Consider the following 18,409-nt stretch of genomic DNA (forward strand, 5'->3'; position numbering starts at 1 on the left):
AGCGTCAATGAGACGTTGATCACAGAACGTAGCACGGCTAATGACGACTAACAACGAATGTTGGACACCTTTCGATGTATCAGTGCCGTCTCCGATCAGCCTTCGGTCGAATGGTGAATGGTGAAAATTCCTTGCCTTCATCCGGGCGTCTGCCAGCTGGCCCTAGGGGAAAGACGGCGGCACATCACGGAGCATTTCGTCGATACATATGCTGTAATGAGTCGATGAATGACATAAGCACCTTCGGCGGGCTGGGCAGCTCCGGCGCCAGCGAACTCTTTCAGATCCTCCGCGACGGCCGCCCCCGCACTCGCACCGAGCTCGCGGAGCAGATGGGCTTGGCCCGCTCCACGGTGACGCTCCGGATTGAGGCCCTGATGGAACTCGGCCTCGTGGGCTTCGTGGAGGAAACGGCCGCCACCGGCGGGCGCCCCTCCTCGCGCATCGCCCTGCGGGCTGGCAGCAAGGTGGTCCTCGGGGTGGACATCGGCGCCTCCCACCTACGCGTGGCCGTGACCGATCTCGCGGGGCACCGGCTGCAGGAGAGCACGCGCTCCATCGAGGTCTCCCAGGGCCCCGAGGCCGTGCTTGAGGCCGTCGTCGAGCTCTCCACCGCCCTCCTCGATGAATCCGGCCGCCACCGTGAGGACCTGCTAGCCATCGGCATCGGCGTCCCCGGGCCGGTGGAGCACCGCACCGGCCGGCCCATCAACCCGCCGATCATGCCGGGGTGGAACGGATTCGACGTTCCTGGCTACCTGCAGGATCACTTCCACGCCCCAGTCCTCGTCGATAACGACGTCAACATCATGGCCCTCGGCGAGCGGAATGCCGCATGGTCCGACGTCGATGACCTCCTGTTCGTCAAGGTGGCCACCGGCATTGGCTCCGGCATCGTCTCCAGCGGAATGTTGCAGCGGGGCGCCGACGGCGTCGCGGGGGACATCGGCCATATTCGCGTCCTCAGCGGCGATGGCGTTCCCTGCCACTGCGGCAATCGCGACTGCCTCGAGGCCGTCGCCTCCGGGCCGGCCGTCGCCACCAAGCTGCGGGAGCTGGGGCTTGAGGCGCGAACAAGCGAGGACGTCGTTCGGCTCGTTCAGGCCGGCAATACGGACGCGATTCACGCCGTGCGCCAGGCGGGCCGGGACGTCGGCGAGGTGCTCTCCGCCTGCATCAGCCTGATGAACCCGTCCGTCATTGTGGTGGGCGGGTCCATGACCATGACCGGCGAGCACTTCATTGCCGGCATCCGGGAGGTCGTGTACTCCCGAACCATCCCGCTGGCCACCCAGCACCTCCGCATTGTGCAGTCCGGCTCGGGGCTGGACGCCGGCGTGCTGGGCGCGAGTATGCTCGCGATCCACCATGCCATGTCCCCGGAGCGCATCGACGCTATGGTGAGCGCCCTGCCCTCCGGCTCCAAGGCATAGAGTCGGCGGCCTTCTGGCGAAATGTGCCCGAGTTTTGCTTGACAGGCAACAAAACCGAGGATTAGCGTGATTCACGTCACATGAACAGACGTTGCTCCGGCGATCGCGCCGGGCCGACGTGTCGCTCTTGCCAGGAAGGCAATCACTATGTGTTTCGGATTCAACGCCCCCGCCGCCCTCAATCGCTCGCTGGAAGAAAAGGGGGTTGGCCGCCGCAACTTCCTGCGCGGAGCTGCCGCCGTAGGTGCCGGCATCGGCCTCGCGGGCCTCGGCGGGACGGCCGCCCTGGCCTCGCCGGCCGGCCGCCGCCCCGTGCCCCCAGGGCTGATCAGCATCCAGCTGTACACCTTGCGTTCGATCATGCAGGGCGACGGCGTCGACGCCACGCTGGCCTCGCTGGCGGACTACGGCTACACCAAGGTGGAGCTGGCGGGTCTCTACGGCCGCACGGCGGAGCAGATGCGCGCCACCCTGGACTCGCTGGGCATCACGCCGTCGTCGAGCCACGACGGCATCAGCGGTTCCGCTGCCGCGCTGGAGACCAAGCTGGCCAACGCCGTAACCCTCGGCCAGACGCACATCAACGTCCCCTACCTGAACTCCAGCAACGGCGACGACTGGCGCCGCTGGGCTGACCAGATGAACGAAGAGGCCGCGGCCGCCAACGCGGTGGGCCTCAAGTACGGTTACCACAACCATGCGCACGAGTTCACCACCGATCTCGGCGGCGGGCTGAGCCCATGGGACATCTTCGTGGAGCGCTTGGACCCGAAGCTCGTGCACTTTGAGATCGACCTCTACTGGGCCGTGACCGGCGGCGTCGGCGTCGGCGCCGCGGACCCCGTGCAGTTCGCCATCGAGACCATTCAGCAGGCCCCGCAGAAGACCTTGCAGTATCACGTCAAGGATCGGGACGCCTCCGGCGATTTCGCCGATCTGGGCACCGGGCAGATCGACTTCGCGCGCATCTTCAACGCGCACCGGGTCAAGGAGTTCATCGTGGAGAACGACCGCCCGGATGTCACCCCGCTACAGACCGCCGAGGTGGGCTACAACTACCTGCGCTCCCTGCGCTTCTAGGGTCGCGGACCACCGGCACTGCGCGCCGCCACGGCTCGCTGAGGGCGCCCCTCCCACGCGGAGGGGCGCCTTGTGCGTGCTGCCGGACCTCCCGCTCCGGCTCGATGCGCACACGCTCTCCATTTCGCCGCCCGAGACAACAAAAGGGGTCGTTCGGCCCTAAGGTGGGCTCAGCACGACGGCGGCGTGACCGCCCAACGCTGCTCAGCCGCCCGCACGCTCTGGCCGGTCTCCGCGGCCTCACGCACCAGCAACTGCAGGTACTGGTCCTGCGCGCCCTCGGCGAAGGAATACGGCGCTGGGCCACCGGAGAGCACATGCTCGGCCATCTGCGCGAGCTGCTCGGCGATGGAGAGTTCCTCGTCCGCCAGCCGCGCCGGCCGGAAGCGGCTCGCGGACGCCCACTCACCGTCCAACCGGTAGCCGCGCAGGAACAGGCCCTCGTGGCTGCCCGCGCCACCGGCGGCCATCCGTTCCAGCCGGGAGAGCACCGGTTGCCCGTCCGGCGCCACGGTCCGCACGGCGTCGTCCCGCACTTCGCCGGCCTCGCCCCGAAGCACCAGCGACGGCGAGCGCACCCACGAGCGGTACTGGACGTCGTCGAACTCATAGACACCGAGCCGGCTGCCGGCGTCGCCACCACCCGGAAACTCCAACCACGCCATGGCGTGGATTGTCTCCACCGGCGTCTGCTCCGCCGGATCGTCATACCGGCTGGGGCTGGGCGCCACGCGGCGCGCGTCCCGGCGCGCCGTGATCACCGGCGGCTCGAACCCGACGGCTAGGGCGCGGCGCAGGACGGAGATCCCGTGGTAGTCATGCGCGAGGTTCACGTGCGCGTCGGTCACCCGCCCCAGCCGGCCGCTGGCCGCGACCGCTAGCTGCGCCGCCACCAGCGGTTCCAGGTGATACTGCTCCGCCACGTGCACGCACGCGCCGATGGCCACGCGGTCGGCGAGCGCGCTCAGCACGGCGACGTTCGCCGCCGCCGGCGTCTCCGTCAGCACGGGAACGACGGCGTCGGCCGCTTGCCCGATGATGCTTACCGAGGCGCTCGGCGGCAGGGTGTCCACCACGAAGTCGCAGCCGGCAGCCAGCAGTTCACCGGCCGTCTCAACGGCCCGGAACCCGTGGCCGCTCAGTAGTTCGCGGTCCGCGGCGTTCCGCGCGGCGACGCCGACGCACTCGAACCAGGCGGGCAGGGCATCCATGACCCGCAGGAAGGCGCGCGCCCGGAAGCCGGATCCCACGACGCCGACGCGGGCCGGGCGGTCTGGCACCCACGCCGCGGCCTCGTCGCCGGCCGCCGCACCAGCCCGGGGCCGCCGCGGCACGGGCGTGGTGAAGAGGCTGCTCACGTCAGGCGCCGGTTTCGATCGGCCGCACGCCCTTCGGATCTGGCCGTCCCCAGTCGGCCCACGACCCGTCGTAGACGCGGACCCGTGGCTCGCCGGCTAGCTCAGCCGCCAGCGCCAGCACGCAGGCGGTCACGCCGGAGCCGCAACTGGTGATGAGTTCCCGTTGCCCCAGGATGACCCCCGGGGCGACGCGTTCAAAAGCCTGGCGCAGTTCCGGAACGGAGATCATCTTGCCGTCCCGCAGGAGCGAGGCAAAGGGCAGGTTCGCGGACCCGGCCACGTGCCCGGCGCGTAGGCCAGGCCGCGGCTCGGCGGCCTCGCCAGCGAAGCGTTCGCTGCTGCGCGCGTCCACCACCGCGGCGCCGCCCTCACCTGCCAGCTGCGCTGCCACAACCTCCGCGTCGACGAACGCGTCGGCATCGAGCGAGACGACGACGTCGCCGGCCGCGCCGTCGTAGTCCGCGCGACCGGGTTCGACGGCCTGGCCGGCAGCCTCCCAGGCCGGCAGGCCGCCGTCGAGCACGGCGACCCGTTCAAGCCCGGCGGCGCGCAGCATCCACCAGGCCCGCGGGGCGGAGTAGATGCCGGCCGCGTCATAAACCACCACGGTGCTGGAGCTGTTGATCCCGATCGCGCGGAGCCGCTCCTGCAGAAATGCCGCAGGCGGCATTGAGTGCGGTAGGTCGGAGTCCGGGTCCGAGAACTCGCCGTCGATGTCGAACCTGCGCGCGCCCGGGATGTGCCGGTCCTCGGCGAGGTGCGGGGCGATCGACGCGTCGAGCACCACCACGTGGGCGGCGTTGCACGCCAGCCAATCAACGCCGACGAGCGGACCGGGCGTCAGGGTTACCGGTTCAGTAGACATGCAGTGATGCTAACGCGGCGGTGTTTCGCTGAGCTTAACGATGCGCCTGTGGCGGGTCGGGCCGAGGGCGCCGCGGGTGCACAGGGCCGGTGGGTTCTCTCTCAGTCCCCGATACCCCGCTCAGCCCCAGACGCCCTGCTCTACCTGGAGCACCAGCCACGGGCTGAACGCGAACGGCGTCGCCAGCACGGCCCGCTTCGCCGAGGCTGGCTCCACCCAGGCCCACTCGCAGACCTCGTCCTCGCGCGGGACCGGGTCCGCCGCCGTCGTCGCCCGGAACACCGGGCAGACCTCGTTCTCCACGATCCCGCCGGCGTCCCGCGCCCAGTAGGTGAAGTCCGGCAAGACGGGTTCGACGCCGGCGACCAGCAGGCCCAGCTCATGCTGAGCGCGCCGCTCCAGCGCGGCCTCCGGTGCCTCGCCGGGCCCCGGATGGCCGCAGAACGCGTTGGTCCAGACCCCCGGCCACGCCACCTTGCTCAGGGCGCGCCGGGTGAGCAGCACCCGCCCGGCGGCGTCGTACACGTGACAGGAGAACGCCAGGTGCAGCGGCGTGTCCTCGGTGTGGACGTCCGCCTTGGGACACGTCCCGGCAGGCGCGCCGTCGTCGTCCAGCAGGACCACCAGTTCCGTCACCCTTGCGCCTCCTTCTCCGCACGCTCGGCCATGCGCCGGCTCATGCCCGGGAAGATCGTCCCATGGAACGGCACCATGGCCCACCAGTAGAGCCGGCCGGAGAGACCGCGCGGGAAGAACACCGCGCGTTGGCGGCAGACGCTGCCGTCGCCGTCGGCTTCCACCACAAATTCCAGCCACGCCTGGCCCGGAACGAGCATATCGGCGCGCAGGCGCAGAAGCCTGCCCTCCTCGATCTGCTCGACCCGCCAAAAGTCCACGACGTCGCCTGGCCGCAAGCCCGTCCGGCTGCGCCGGCCGCGGGAGAGACCAGCACCGCCGATCAACTTGTCGAAGAGGCCGCGCAACCGCCACGCGACCGGCAGCGAATACCAGCCCGCGTCGCCACCCACCGCGACGACGACGTTCCAGAGCTGCTCGGGCGAGGCCGACGAGCGGACCTCTTGGCGATCCACAAACACCGTCCGGCCGGCCCACTCGGGGTCCGAGGGCAGCGGCTCCGCGGGCTGTTCCACGGCATGCGCCGTGGCCCAGGAGGTCTCCACCGTGTCGAGATCCAATCGCTCAAGGGCGAGGTCCACCGAACGCCGGTATCCGGTCAGGCCGCCTTCCGGGGCGTCGATGATCTGATCGATGCGCTGCTCGCCCATCACGCAGTCGTGCTGCAGCGATTCCACCAGCGGGATGGCGAGCGCGCGCGGGATGGGGGTGACCAGGTTGACCCATTGGGCCGCGAGCCACGGCGTGAGCACCGGCAGCGCGATGATCCGAGGGCGCCGCAGGCCCGCCGCGTCGGCGTAGATCCGCATCATGTCCCGGTACGTGAGGACGTCCGGGCCGCCGATGTCATAGGTGCCGGCCCGGGCCGGGTCCACGTCCGCCACGGAGAGCAGGTAGTGCAGCGCGTCCCGCACGGCGATCGGCTGGATGCGGTTGCGCACCCACCGCGGGGCCGGCATGACGGGCAGCACGTCCGTCAGGTGCCGAATCATCTCGAAGCTGGCCGACCCGGAACCGATCACCAGCCCGGCCTGCAGTTCGAAGAGCGGCACCCCCGAGCTCTTGAGAATGCGCCCCACCTCCTGCCGGGAGGCGAGGTGCCGGCTGAGCGGCCCCTCCGGGTGCAAACCGGCGAGGTAGACGATGCGGGAGACCGAGGCGTCACGCGCGGCGACGGCCGTGGTGAGCGCGCACTCGCGCTCCTTGCGCTCGAAGTCGCCCGGGCCACCCATGGAATGGACCAGATAGTAGAGCGTCTCAGCCCCGGCGCAGAGGTCTGCCGCGGCGTCGGCGTCCTCCAGGCCGCCCTCGACGATGCGGACGTCGTCGGCCCACGGGTAGCCCGCGAGGCGCCCGGCGTCCCGGGTCAGCACCGTGACCTCGTGCCCCATCTCGATCAGGCGCGGCACGAGGCGCCCGCCAATGTAGCCGGAGGCCCCGGCGACCGCGACCCTCATGACGCCGCTCCCGCGGTGCGTGCGGCCCGCAGTCGGACGGTCAGCGTCGCCGCCAAGATCACGAGGGCTGCCAAGGATGCTGCGACGCCAATAACGGTCGCGGTGTCAGCCCCGCTGAGTCGTCCGACGGCGATCCACGCCAGGCCCCAGCACATCGCGGCGGCCGGAGCGATCCGGCCTTGGCCGCGCACCGCGAGCACCGTGCCGACGACGGCGACGACCGCCAGGATGACGCTGGCGGCCGCGGCCACCGGCCACCCCCACTCCCCGGCGCCGAGCGAACCGAGCCAGGACGCAGTATTGGCCACGACGGCGACCGCCACCCACCCGAGGTAGAGACCGAAGGTCCCGTCCACGAGGACGGTCTCCCACCCGTCGCGGGGCCGCTGGGAACGCAGCGTCCGGAACAGCACGCACAGGACGGCGAGGAGCGCCACAATGACCACCAGGCTGAGTCCGATCCAGCCAGCCTGAGCCACCCAGAGCCACAGCGCATTGAGCACCATCGAGGCGATGGCCCACCCGCGCACCGCCCGCTGCCGGGGCTCGTGGCGCCGAGAGGGCAAGAATTGCAGGATGGCGTAGCCGAACAGGCCGACGTAGATCACGCTCCAGATGGAGAAGGCCGTCGTGGCCGGCGCCAGCGGCGTGGCGTCGGCGGCGTACCACCCGCTCGCCGCTTCCGCGACGGAATCCCCGCCACCCGCTCCGGCCCCGAAAGCCGCCACGATGGTGGTGACGATCGCGGCGACCACGGTGGCCGCTGGGGCCCACACGCCCCCTGAGGAGCTTTGCTGCTGTTTCACCGGTTCCCTCCGATTCGGCTGGTATCAGGTCTGGACAACGCGACCTCTCTGGGTAAGTATGTATCTAGCTTTATTAGCAATCAACCGATGGAAGCAAAAATGTCACCCTTTTCTGCCAGCACGGCACGGCGCTCATGATTCCCGTGCGAGAGAACCGGACCGGCGCGCGGTCCACGGAGGCGGAGCACGCGGACTTCCTCGCCGGCGTGGAGGAGGAGATCACGGCCTTCGTCGCGCACACCAGCACCCGGTGCACGCCGCGGGTCGAGTCGATGGCAGATTTTGCGACGCACCTCGCGGCCGCGTGCGCCGGAGGCAAGCGTCTGCGGCCCGTTCTCGTGGAGACGGCGTACCGGGGGTTCGATGGCGCGGAGGGCCGGGCGCCGGTGCTACTCGGCGCAGCGTTCGAGCTCCTCCACAGTGCCCTCCTGATTCACGACGACGTCATCGACCGGGACTCGCTGCGGCGCGGACAGCAGAACATCCGCGGCGCCTACCGGTACCAGCACTCCCTGCAGGGTGCGGACGAGGCCACGGCCACCCACACCGGAGATGCCGCGGCGATCGTGGCCGGCGACGTGCTGCTCGCCGGCGCGGTTCGACTCGCCGGTCGGGCCGCGGCGCTGAGCCCGCAGCCCGATCTGGTGAGCGACTGCTTCGAGGACGCCGTGATCGCTTCCGCCGCCGGGGAGCTCGAGGACGTGCTGCTCGCCGCGCGGCCGGCGGGCTCCGCCTGCCCGCCGCAACGGGTCCTCGACATGGAGTCACTGAAGACGGCAGCGTACTCCTTCGATGCCCCGTTGCGCTCGGGCGCCCTGCTCGCCGGGGCCTCCTCCGTCGACGCTCACAGCCTGGGCACCGTGGGCCGCCGCTTCGGCGTCGCCTACCAAGTGATCGATGACCTGCTCGGCACCTTCGGGGACAGTGCCCGCACCGGGAAACCCTCCGACTCTGACCTGTTGGAGGGCAAAATGACGGTACTCACCGCGTTTGGCACGAGCCAAGACGCCAGCCTGGCGCCGCTCCTCGAAGACGTGCGGCACGGGCGCGTCCAGCCGGCCGCCGCTCGCGACGCGCTGCGCGAGCTGGGCGCAGACCGCCACGCCTACGCCCTGGCCGCCGACCTCGTCGAAGAGGGCGTCCAGCTCGCCGAGTCCCTGCTGCCTCCCGGCCCGCTGCGCCGCTCCGTCATCTCCATTGGCCAGCGCATGGTGGAGCGTGAGGCGTAAGTGGACATTCTGGGAACGTACACGCGCGCCGCCGTGCGCAGCTCGGGTCACATCATTGAGGCCTATTCGACGTCGTTCGGGTGGGCCTGCCGCACCCTGCCGCCGGCCACGCGGCGGGATATTGCCGCGATCTACGCGCTGGTGCGCGTCGCGGACGAAACGGTCGACGGCGCCGCCGCCCGGGCCGGGTTGGAACCGGCGGCCGTTCAGGAGGAGCTGGACCGGCTCGAGGCGGAAACCGTGCGGGCCATCGCCACCGGTTTTAGCACCAACATGGTGGTCCACTCGTTTGCCGCCACGGCCCGCCAGCACGGCATCGGCGCGGACCTGACCGGCCCCTTCTTTGCGTCGATGCGCGCTGACGTCACCGCCGAGGGCGCCGCCGCGCAGGACCTGCAAACTTACATCTACGGCTCTGCCGAGGTGGTCGGCCTGATGTGCCTGCGGGTGTTCTCCTCGCTTCCGCGCACGGACCGGGACCGCCCGGAGGTCCTGCAAGAGGGCGCCCGCCGGCTGGGCGCCGCGTTCCAGAAGGTCAATTTCCTGCGGGACTTGGGAGCGGACCGGGATCAGTTAGGGCGCGTCTATCTCCCGGGCACCTCCCCCGCGGAGTTCACCGACGAGGTCAAGCGCGAGGCCCTCGCCGACATCCGTGCCGATCTCGACGCCGCCGCGGCCACGTTGGAACTGCTGGACCCGTCCGCGCGCCGCGCCGTCGCCCTCGCCTATGCCCTGTTCTGCGAGCTCGCGGACCGGCTCGAGCGCACGCCCGCGGCGACCCTCGCCCACACCCGTGTCCGCGTGCCCAATAGTCGCAAAGCCGTCATCGCCGCCCGGGTCCTGACCCGCCCGGCGCGAGGCACGGTGCACCATGACTGAGCGCGCCGTCGTCATCGGAGGCGGATTCTCCGGCCTTGCCACAGCCGGCCTGTTGGCCCGCGACGGGCATCGGGTCACTGTGCTGGAGCAGCAGCAGAGGCTCGGCGGCCGCTCCGGCCGGTGGCACGCTGACGGATTCCGGTTCGACACCGGCCCGTCCTGGTACCTCATGCCGGAGGTGATCGACCGCTGGTTCCGCCTGATGGGCACCAGCGCGGCCGAGGAATTAGAACTGGCCCGGCTGGACCCCGCCTACCGGGTGTGGTTTGGCCCGGACAGCGAGGCGGTAGACGTCCGGTCAGGACGCGAGCACGCGCTGGAACTGTTCGAACGGCTCGAGCCGGGCTCCGGGCCGCGCGCGGCGCAGTACCTCGACTCGGCCGCCCATACGTACGAGCTCGCCAAGCGGCGCTTCCTGTACGACGGGTTCGACTCCGCCCGCGGCCTCCTGTCCCCCGACGTGCTGCGCGAGCTGCCGCGGCTCACCCGGCTGCTCGGTTCCTCCCTGCACGGGGAGATCGCGCGGCACTTCCGGGATCCGCGCGTGCAACAGATCCTCGGCTATCCGGCCGTGTTCCTCGGCACGACCCCGTACCGCGCTCCGGCGCTGTACCACCTCATGAGCCATCTGGACCTCAACGACGGCGTGCTCTACCCGCAGGGTGGATTCGCCGCGCTCGTCGACGCCATGGAGCGCGTCGCCCGCGGCGCCGGGGTGGAGATCGAAACCGGCGTCCGGGCCACGGCCATCCATACCGCCGGACGGACGGGCGCCCGCCAGCGGCGCCGGGTGAGCGGGGTGGACTATCGCGATGCGCACGGCGCACTCCGGCACGCGCCGGCCGCGGCCGTCGTCGCGGCCGCTGACCTCCATCACGTCCAGCGCACGCTGCTCGCCCCCGCGGACCGGGATTTCTCCGAGCGCCAGCTGCGGCGCACCGACCCCGGTCCCGGCGCCGTGCTGCTGTGTGCTGGGATCGAGGGCGAGTTGCCCCAACTGGCGCACCACAACCTCCTCTTCACGGGCGATTGGCGGGACAATTTCGGACGCATTTCCGCCGGCCGGCCCCTCGCGGAGGAGACCTCCATCTACGTCAGCCGCACCAGCGCCACGGATCCGACGGCGGCACCGGCCGGCCACGAGAACCTCTTCGTGCTGGTGCCGGCCCCGGCGCTGTCACGCACAGGCCGCGGCGGCCGCAGCGGGGACCAGCCGGTGGAGGCCGTGGCCCATCGCGCACTGGAACAGTTAGGCCGCTGGACCAGCACGGGGGATCTCAGCGAGCGGGTACGAGTGCGGCGGACGTGGGGCCCGGGGGACTTCTCCGCCCAGTTCAACGCCTTCCGCGGCAGCGCGCTGGGCCCGGCCCACATCCTGACGCAGAGCGCTTTCTTCCGGCCGGCGAACCGCAGCCGCCGCGTCGCCGGCCTGTTCTTCGCGGGAGCCTCCGTGCGCCCCGGGATCGGCGTGCCCATGTGCATGATCAGCGCGGAGATCGTCCGCCAAGCTGTCCGCGGGGAAGCAGCCCTTCCCGCCGTCGAGGCGTCGCAGGCGGTGACCCCGTGACCTATCTGCTGATCTTGGTAGCGCTGATCGGATGTATGGCCCTCCTCGACGCCCGCTTTCGCCTAGTGATCTGGGATCGGCCGCTTCGCGGCGTGCTAGCGCTGGCGCTCGGCACGGCCTTCTTCCTGCTCTGGGACCTGCAGGCCATCCACCACGGGATCTTCCTACACCGCGCCTCGCCCCTGATGACCGGCGTGATGCTCAGCGATCAGCTGCCACTCGAGGAGCTGTTTTTCCTGATCTTCCTCTGCTATCAGACCCTGATCCTCTTTACCGGTACCCAGCGCCTGCTCGACCAGAGGAGGACCACATGACCTACCACGAGCTCAACGCCGTCTTCCTCACCGTCGCCGCGGTGGTGGCTGCCCTCGCCGTCGTCAGAGTGTTGGTCGCCGGCGCGGGCCGACGCGCGCGGGTGGCCGGCGCGGCGGCCGTCACGGCCGTGGTGCTGCTAGCCCTGACGGCCATCTTCGACAACCTCATGATCGCCGCGGGCCTCTTCAGCTACGCCCCCCACACCCTGAGCGGGCTCCATGTGGGCCTGGCACCCATCGAGGACTTCGCGTACCCCGTCGCCGCCGCTCTGGTGCTTCCGGGACTGTGGATCCTGCTCGGCGGACGGAGACAGCGGCCGTGAAAGAACTCCTCTCCACCTCCCGCCCGCTCTCCTGGGTCAACACGGCCTACCCCTTCGCCGCCGCCTACCTCCTCGCCGGAGGCGGCATTGACTGGCTGCTGTTCCTCGGCACGTTCTTCTTCCTCGTGCCCTACAACCTGGCGATGTATGGCATCAACGACGTCTTCGACTACGAATCGGACCTGCTGAACCCGCGCAAGGGCGGCGTGGAGGGCGCCGTCGTTCCCCGGGAGAGGCACCGCCGGATCCTGTGGGCCGCGGCGGTCAGCACCGTTCCGCTGGCGGTGATCCTCCTCGCCGCGGGTGGGCTCGCCGCCGCCGTGGCGCTCGTGATCTCCCTGGCCGCCGTCGTGGCCTACAGTGCGCCTAAGCTTCGCTTCAAGGAGCGGCCCGTGCTGGACTCCATCACCTCCAGCACGCACTTCGTCTCCCCCGCGGTGTACGGCTGGCTCCTCGCCGAGGCCCCGATGAGCAGCGGCGCCTGGGCCGCGTTCGCCGCGTTCTTCTGCTGGGGCATGGCCAGTCATGCGTTCGGCGCGGTTCAAGACATCGTGCCGGACCGTGCCGCGCACCTCGGCTCCATCGCGACGGTTCTGGGCGCTCGGCCCACCGTCGCGGTCGCGACCGGGCTCTACGCGGCCGCCGGGTTGCTGTGCCTGGCCCTGCCTCTGCCCGGGGCACTGGCTGGCCTGCTGAGCCTGCCCTACCTCGTGAACTCCGGGCGATTCCTCCGGGTCACGGACGCTACCTCGGAGCGCACCCGCCGCGGCTGGCGCGTCTTTCTCTGGCTCAACTACGTCACGGGGTTCCTGTTCACGCTGCTGCTGATCATCGATGCGCTGGGCCTCTGGGGCCCGAACGGCGGCTAGAATCTATGCCGAGTAATTCAGGGAAGAGAAGTCACGTCATGGCCACCGAACCGTCCGATGCGATGTTTAGCCTCGCCGGCAGCGACCCCCGGCAGGAGCTGATCAGCCGCGGGGACGTGGACCCCGCTGACCTAGAGCAGATTGACCGCCTCATGCGCGCCATGGGTGCCTTACGGGCGACCGAACGGAAAATCGCCGCAGCCTCCCAGCGCCACATGCACCTGAAGGAAACGGACATGCGGGCGCTGCATTTCCTGATCACGTGCGCCAATACGGACACGCACTGCACGCCCAGCATGCTCGCGCGCCATCTAGGCATCAGTACGGCGGCGACCACCAAGCTTCTGGACCGGCTCGAATCCGCCGAGCACCTCAGCCGCGCCGCTCACCCCACGGACCGGCGCGCCGTCACGCTGCACGTCAATCCGGAGACGGCGCGGGATGCCCGCGCTTCTGTGGGCCGGCACCACGCCGCCCGGTTCGCGCCCGCCGCCCGGCTCTCCACGCAGGAGCGGGAAACCGTCATCCGTTTCCTCGAGGAGACGGCCCACGCCATGAACGCCAGTCTCGAGGCGGCCAGCGGCGGCGCCACGGGGGACATTCCCCCGCGGAACACGGCTTAGACCTCGGACTCCCAGGGCGGGTTGGCGCCCGCCCGGCCCACCGTCACCGCGGCAATGTGTGCCGCGCGCTCGAGGATCCCGCGCAGGGTCGCGGGGCCAACACCGGCGAGCCGGTCCCGAACCGTCTCCCCGCCGGTGCCCCGCGAGATGCCGTCCAGCAGGGCGGCCATATAGGAATCGCCGGCGCCGACGGTGTCCACCACCTCGACCTCCGCGGCCGGAACGTCAATCTCCGTGCCGTCGTGGTGCAGCGCGATCACGCCGTCGCCGCCGCGGGTAACCACCACAAACTGGCACGTCTGCGCCCATTCGGCCGCCACCGTCGCGACGTCCTCTCCCGGCCGCAGCCACGCCAAGTCCTCTTCGCTGACCTTGGTGATGTCCGCGAGTTCCACCAAGCGTTCCACGCGCGGGCGCACCTCGGCGGGCTCGCCCATCAGCGAGGGCCGCAGGTTCGGGTCGTAGGAGATCACCGCGCCACCGGCCTTCGCCGCGGCCAACGCGGCCTCCGTCGCCGCATAGGCGTCGGCGTCGACGGCGGCGATGGACCCGGTATGGACATAGGGAAAATCGCCGACCCCCTCCAGCTGGGGCAGCTGGTAGTTGACCTCAAACTCATAGGTGGCGCCGCCGTCGTCGTCCAACGTGGCCACGGCCACGCTGGTGGAGTCCGCGCCGCGCGAGGCGTCCGTCACGCTCACGTGGGACTCCGCGAGGTGCTCGGCAATCGCCTGCCCCCGGTCATCGTCACCGATCCACGTGGCCAAGGTGACGTCTTGGCCGAGGCGGCCGAGACCCAGCGCCACGTTGGCGGGCGAGCCACCCGGGTGTTCCTCCACGGCGCCATCGGCGGTGTGAACGACGTCGATCAATGCTTCGCCAATGACGAGGAACTTCGGCATGCGTGGCCTCCAAGAAGGTCGTGGTCTGAGGACTTAGGCTAACCGCTCCGCGTGCCAGCGGTCACACCGGGATGTCACAGAAAGTACACGACCCCTTGTCAGCGTTGCGGTCCGGGACTACGTTCAGCCGCATGGATGATCGGGAGAGAACGGGGCCAACTCGGGCGCTGACCTGCGATTGCGTGATTGCCGGCGGCGGGCCGGCCGGAATGATCGCCGGGCTTCTGCTGGCGCGGTCCGGCGTGCGGGTGACGGTGCTGGAGAAACACCACGACTTCCTGCGCGACTTCCGCGGGGACACCGTGCACCCCAGCACCTTGGGGCTGCTCGATGAGCTGGGCCTGATGGAGCAGTTTGGCGCCCTCGGCGCCACCCGAGTCGAGGAGGTCCAGGCGCCCGTCGCGGGCGGCGGCAGCGTGCGGATGGCCGACTTTCGGCGCTTGCCCGTCAAGCACCCGTACATCGCGATGATCCCGCAGTGGGACTTCCTCGACGTCCTCGCGACCGCCGGCGAGGCCGAGCCGAACTTCACGCTGCTCATGGGCGCCGAGGTGACCGGCCTGCGCTGGGAGGGCGAGCAGGTGGTGGGGGTCACCGCGGTGCACGACGGCGCCGCGCTGGACGTGGCGGCCCGGCTCACCCTGGCGGCGGACGGCCGCTGGTCCACCCTGCGCGCCGCATCGTCCCTGCCCATAATGGATCACCCCGTCGACGCGGACGTGTGGTGGTTTCGGCTGCCCACGCGAGAGAACCCGGGCGTCTCCGCCGAATCCTTGCTACCGCGCAGCATCGCCGGCCAGCTCTACATCGGCATCCCCCGCCGCGACTACCTGCAGGTGGCGCGCGTCATCCCCAAGGGGGCGGACGGCCGGATGCGGGCGCAGGGGATCGAACAGATCCGGGCGGATGCCGCCTCCGCATTCCCGGAGCTCGAACGGGCCGCGAGCCACCTAGAGCTCGAGGACCTCAAGCTGCTGGACGTGCGCGTCAACCGGCTGCGCCAGTGGCACCGGCCGGGGCTGCTCTGCATCGGGGACGCCGCGCACGCCATGTCGCCCATCGGCGGGGTGGGGATTAACCTCGCGGTTCAGGACGGCGTGGCCGCCGCCCGCATTCTGGCCGAGCCCCTCCGCCGCGGCACCATCGGAGACCGTCACGTCGCCGCCGCCCAACGGCGTCGCACCCTGCCGACGCGCGCGACGCAGCTGCTCCAACGCGGGCTGCACCGCGGCGTGTCCCGGCTCTTGCGCGGCAACGCGCAGCTGCAGATCCCGGTCCCGGTGGCACGGCTCGTCTCCGCCGTCCCCGCGCTGGCCGCGGTGCCCGCGTTCGCCGTCGGAGTGGGCGTGCGTCCGGAGCACGCCCCGGCGGCGGCCCGGCGACCGCCGGGGATGACACAATGACCCACTGTGACTGACTCGCTCTCTCCGCCGCCGGTCTGGCGCGCGCCCGGAATGCCCGCCCTCTTGCTGGTGACGTTCTTCGGGTTCGCCGGGTTCGCCGCGCTCATGCCGACGGCGCCGCTTTGGGCGCTGGAGGTGGGCGCTGGGTCCGCCGGCGCGGGCATGGTCAACGGCATCCTCATGCTCTGCACGGTGGCGTCCCAGCCCTTCGTGCCGTGGGCCCTGCGGCGGTTCGGGTGGGCGCGCACCCTCGGCGTGGGACTGGCTCTGCTCGGTGTACCCACACTGTTCTTTGGGCTCGCGGGCTCGCTGGGGACCGTCCTGACCCTCTCCGGGGTGCGTGGGCTTGGATTCTCCATCCTGACCGTCGCCGGCTCCATGGCCGTGGCCGAACTGGTCGAGCCTGGCCGCCGCGGCAAGGCGGTCGGCGCCTACGGGCTGGCCATCTCCGTTCCGCAGTTGACCCTGCTGCCGAGCACGCCGTGGCTGGCCGAGCACATGGGTTTCTGGCTGGTGTTTGTGCTCGGGGCCCTCCCGGTGGCGGCTATCCCGCCCGCGCTCGCGCTGGCCAGGCACCTGCACCAGCCGGACGATTCAGACCGCGTGCCGGAGCAGGCACTCTCCTGGCGGGGCATGCTCCCGCTGGCGCGACCCATGGCGCTGCTGTTGGCCGTCACACTGGCCTCCGGCGCGTTCATCACGTTCACCCCGCAAATGAGTTCCGACGCGGCGGCCACCACGGCGGGCCTGCTGCTGTTGACGTCCACCGCGGCGCTGGCCCGGTGGCGGTTTGGCCATTGGGCGGACGTGCACGGCGCGCACGTGTTCCTGTGGCCGTTGGTGTGCGTGACCATCGTGGGGCTGCTGCTGGGCGCTTGGGCCGTGATTGACCCGCAGGACACCTCCGTGGTGGCGCTCTTGGTCGGCATGGCGCTGCTCGGCATCAGCTACGGCGGCCTACAGAATCTGACCCTGCTCGAGTCCTTCAGCGCGGTGCGGCCGCGGGACTACGGGGTGGCGAGCGCGGCGTGGAACATCGGGTTTGACGCGGGCACGGGCCTCGGTTCGGTGCTGGTCGGCGCGCTGGCCGCGGGGTATTCCTTCCCCGTGGCGCTGGTGGTGTGCGCGGCCTTCTCCGTGCTCACCCTGCCGCTGGCGCTCATGCGCCAGCGCGGGCCGAGCGCCTAGCCGCGCGCGGCCGAGTGCGCCATTCCGCCCCGTTCTCCAGCCGATTCCGCGCCGGCATGCCCGGAGTTTCGGGAGTTCACCCGGCAAGAACGGGGCCAAGTGGGCGGGGCGGCGACCCAAACCCCTACCCGTGCCACCGAATTCGGGTCATGATGGGCACAGCAGAGCGCACCGATCGAGAGGAACAGCGATGAGCGCGGGAAACCCCGTCTGGATCGACATCAACTTCCCGGATCCCGCCGCGGGCGAGGAGTTCTACACCTCCCTGTTCGGGTGGACGTTCGAGGACCAGGGCCCGACGATGGGCGACTACCGCATGATCCACGCGCCCGGCGGCCACGTGATCGCCGGCGCCTCCCCCGGCATCCCGCAGGATGCCTCGGTCCCCACTGAGTGGATGGTCCACCTTGGTGTGGATGATCTTGAGGCGGCCCTGACCAGGGTCTCCGCGGCCGGCGGGAAGACCTTGTCCGAGCCCATGCCCGTGGGAGAGCTGGGCACGGTGGCCGTGGTCTCCACCCCGTCGGGCGCCGCGCTGGGCCTCTGGCAGGCGGCGTCCTTCACCGGATTCACCCTTCCGCAGACCCACGGCACGCCCGTCTGGTTTGAGCACATGTCCACGGATTTCGACGCCGACTTGGCGTTTTACGCCGCCGTATTCGGGTGGGAGAACGCGCTGATGGAGGGCGGCTTCGGCTACGCCACCAACTGGCCGGCGGAGACCGCGACCGCCGGGCTTTGCGACGCCGCGAACATCTTGCCCGCAGGCACCCAGCCCTTCTGGCGCATCTACTTTCAGGTCAAGGACACCGAGGAGTCCATGCACCGGGTGACGGATCTCGGCGGCACCGTACTGGACGGCCCCATGGATTCACCGTTCGGCCGGTTGTGCACGGTGGCGGACCCGTACGGGCACGCGTTCCAAATCATCTCCCGTCCGGCCGAGGACTGAGGTACCACCGCTCACCCCGCACCGAAGCGCCGAAGCGCCATCCGCTACTCCAGCAGCTCGCTGCGGATCAGGAACCGCTTGCCCTCGGGGGCTTCCACCGAGAACCCGGACCCGCGCCCCTGCACCACATCCACGGTGAGGTGCGTGTGCTTCCAGTAGGCGAACTGCTCGGCGGACATCCAGAAGTCCAGCTCCCCGAGCGCCTCGCCCTCACGGCCTGTGAGGTCAAAAGTTCCCAAGAGGACGTCCGCGGCACCGGTCTTAAAGTCCCCGGCCGGAAAGCACATGGGGGACGAGCCGTCGCAACAGCCGCCGGACTGGTGAAACATCAGGGGACCGTGAACGTCCCACAACTGGCGCAGCAAGTCCACCGCGGCCGCGCTCAGCGCCACGCGGGAGCGGCTCTCCCCGTCCAACCGAGGCCGCGATTCGACGCGCCCGGCGCCCGCCTCAAACGTCATCGGTACTCCTTTCCGCTGCCCTGGCCCCACGACGCCCGTCGCCGTGGGGCCAGCGCATGCACAC

Annotated in this window: 19 protein-coding genes; 12 read left to right on the plus strand and 7 right to left on the minus strand. The window is 70.4% G+C overall.

The window, feature by feature from the left end:
* The first annotated feature begins 224 nt into the window (after window positions 1–224).
* Together IW252_RS06850 and IW252_RS06855 are read left to right on the plus strand one after the other, a co-directional pair.
* Complete coding sequence (locus tag IW252_RS06850; RefSeq protein WP_196835881.1) at window positions 225–1,433, plus strand: ROK family transcriptional regulator; 1,209 nt, start codon at window positions 225–227, stop codon at window positions 1,431–1,433.
* A 147-nt stretch (window positions 1,434–1,580) separates the two neighbouring features.
* Window positions 1,581–2,513, plus strand: a complete 933-nt coding sequence (locus IW252_RS06855; RefSeq protein WP_196835882.1) for a sugar phosphate isomerase/epimerase family protein — start codon at window positions 1,581–1,583, stop codon at window positions 2,511–2,513.
* A gap of 170 nt (window positions 2,514–2,683) precedes the next feature.
* Here the strand turns inward: IW252_RS06855 and IW252_RS06860 are convergent, their stop codons facing one another.
* The 5 genes from IW252_RS06860 to IW252_RS06880 form a co-directional block, all read right to left on the minus strand.
* Window positions 2,684–3,871, minus strand: a complete 1,188-nt coding sequence (locus IW252_RS06860) for a Gfo/Idh/MocA family oxidoreductase (RefSeq protein ID WP_196835883.1) — start codon at window positions 3,869–3,871, stop codon at window positions 2,684–2,686.
* Window position 3,872: 1 nt separating this feature from the next.
* Window positions 3,873–4,736, minus strand: coding sequence for a sulfurtransferase (locus IW252_RS06865; RefSeq protein WP_196835884.1), 864 nt, complete (start codon window positions 4,734–4,736; stop codon window positions 3,873–3,875).
* 120 nt (window positions 4,737–4,856) lie between these two features.
* The gene (idi, locus tag IW252_RS06870; protein WP_331271471.1) at window positions 4,857–5,372 is read right to left on the minus strand and encodes an isopentenyl-diphosphate Delta-isomerase; all 516 of its coding nucleotides are present in this window, start codon (window positions 5,370–5,372) and stop codon (window positions 4,857–4,859) included.
* Complete coding sequence (locus IW252_RS06875) at window positions 5,369–6,829, minus strand: SDR family oxidoreductase (RefSeq protein ID WP_196835886.1); 1,461 nt, start codon at window positions 6,827–6,829, stop codon at window positions 5,369–5,371. The genes idi and IW252_RS06875 overlap by 4 nt, the downstream gene beginning before the upstream one ends.
* Window positions 6,826–7,635: a tryptophan-rich sensory protein gene (locus IW252_RS06880; RefSeq protein WP_231365937.1), complete on the minus strand. Its 810-nt coding sequence runs from the start codon at window positions 7,633–7,635 to the stop codon at window positions 6,826–6,828. Before IW252_RS06880 ends, IW252_RS06875 begins: the two co-directional genes overlap by 4 nt.
* Before the next feature lie 143 nt (window positions 7,636–7,778).
* On the opposite strand from IW252_RS06880, the gene IW252_RS06885 reads away from it, so the two are divergent.
* Genes IW252_RS06885 through IW252_RS06915 form a run of 7 tightly spaced genes read left to right on the plus strand, consistent with a single transcriptional unit; the run spans window position 7,779 to window position 13,439 of the window.
* Window positions 7,779–8,864: a polyprenyl synthetase family protein gene (locus IW252_RS06885; protein ID WP_196835887.1), complete on the plus strand. Its 1,086-nt coding sequence runs from the start codon at window positions 7,779–7,781 to the stop codon at window positions 8,862–8,864.
* Window positions 8,865–9,743 carry a phytoene/squalene synthase family protein gene (locus IW252_RS06890; protein WP_196835888.1) on the plus strand — a complete coding sequence of 293 codons (879 nt, stop codon included), beginning with the start codon at window positions 8,865–8,867 and terminating at the stop codon, window positions 9,741–9,743.
* Window positions 9,736–11,310: a phytoene desaturase family protein gene (gene crtI / locus IW252_RS06895; RefSeq protein WP_196835889.1), complete on the plus strand. Its 1,575-nt coding sequence runs from the start codon at window positions 9,736–9,738 to the stop codon at window positions 11,308–11,310. Before IW252_RS06890 ends, crtI begins: the two co-directional genes overlap by 8 nt.
* On the plus strand, window positions 11,307–11,624 hold the full coding sequence (locus IW252_RS06900) for a lycopene cyclase domain-containing protein (protein ID WP_196835890.1): 318 nt from the start codon (window positions 11,307–11,309) through the stop codon (window positions 11,622–11,624). The genes crtI and IW252_RS06900 overlap by 4 nt, the downstream gene beginning before the upstream one ends.
* Window positions 11,621–11,947, plus strand: a complete 327-nt coding sequence (locus IW252_RS06905) for a lycopene cyclase domain-containing protein (protein WP_196835891.1) — start codon at window positions 11,621–11,623, stop codon at window positions 11,945–11,947. Before IW252_RS06900 ends, IW252_RS06905 begins: the two co-directional genes overlap by 4 nt.
* Complete coding sequence (locus IW252_RS06910) at window positions 11,944–12,816, plus strand: prenyltransferase (protein ID WP_331271472.1); 873 nt, start codon at window positions 11,944–11,946, stop codon at window positions 12,814–12,816. The genes IW252_RS06905 and IW252_RS06910 overlap by 4 nt, the downstream gene beginning before the upstream one ends.
* A 38-nt stretch (window positions 12,817–12,854) precedes the next feature.
* On the plus strand, window positions 12,855–13,439 hold the full coding sequence (locus tag IW252_RS06915; RefSeq protein ID WP_196835893.1) for a MarR family winged helix-turn-helix transcriptional regulator: 585 nt from the start codon (window positions 12,855–12,857) through the stop codon (window positions 13,437–13,439).
* Here IW252_RS06915 and IW252_RS06920 read toward each other — a convergent pair.
* The gene (locus IW252_RS06920; RefSeq protein WP_196835894.1) at window positions 13,436–14,341 is read right to left on the minus strand and encodes a carbohydrate kinase family protein; all 906 of its coding nucleotides are present in this window, start codon (window positions 14,339–14,341) and stop codon (window positions 13,436–13,438) included. The two genes, IW252_RS06915 and IW252_RS06920, sit on opposite strands and share 4 nt — an antisense overlap.
* 131 nt (window positions 14,342–14,472) lie before the next feature.
* Between IW252_RS06920 and IW252_RS06925 the strand changes: the two genes are divergently transcribed.
* The 3 genes from IW252_RS06925 to IW252_RS06935 all read left to right on the plus strand — a co-directional run bounded on the left by IW252_RS06925 (window position 14,473) and on the right by IW252_RS06935 (window position 17,884).
* Window positions 14,473–15,744, plus strand: coding sequence for an FAD-dependent oxidoreductase (locus IW252_RS06925; RefSeq protein ID WP_196835895.1), 1,272 nt, complete (start codon window positions 14,473–14,475; stop codon window positions 15,742–15,744).
* A 6-nt stretch (window positions 15,745–15,750) separates the two neighbouring features.
* Window positions 15,751–16,932: an MFS transporter gene (locus IW252_RS06930; protein ID WP_331271473.1), complete on the plus strand. Its 1,182-nt coding sequence runs from the start codon at window positions 15,751–15,753 to the stop codon at window positions 16,930–16,932.
* 190 nt (window positions 16,933–17,122) lie between these two features.
* The gene (locus tag IW252_RS06935; protein WP_196835896.1) at window positions 17,123–17,884 is read left to right on the plus strand and encodes a VOC family protein; all 762 of its coding nucleotides are present in this window, start codon (window positions 17,123–17,125) and stop codon (window positions 17,882–17,884) included.
* A 44-nt stretch (window positions 17,885–17,928) separates the two neighbouring features.
* Here IW252_RS06935 and IW252_RS06940 read toward each other — a convergent pair whose 3' ends face one another.
* On the minus strand, window positions 17,929–18,345 hold the full coding sequence (locus tag IW252_RS06940) for a DUF779 domain-containing protein (protein WP_196835897.1): 417 nt from the start codon (window positions 18,343–18,345) through the stop codon (window positions 17,929–17,931).
* Window positions 18,346–18,409: the final 64 nt, after the last annotated feature.

It is taken from the genome of Zhihengliuella flava, from assembly GCF_015751895.1.
Taxonomy (GTDB): Bacteria; Actinomycetota; Actinomycetes; order Actinomycetales; family Micrococcaceae; genus Zhihengliuella; species Zhihengliuella flava.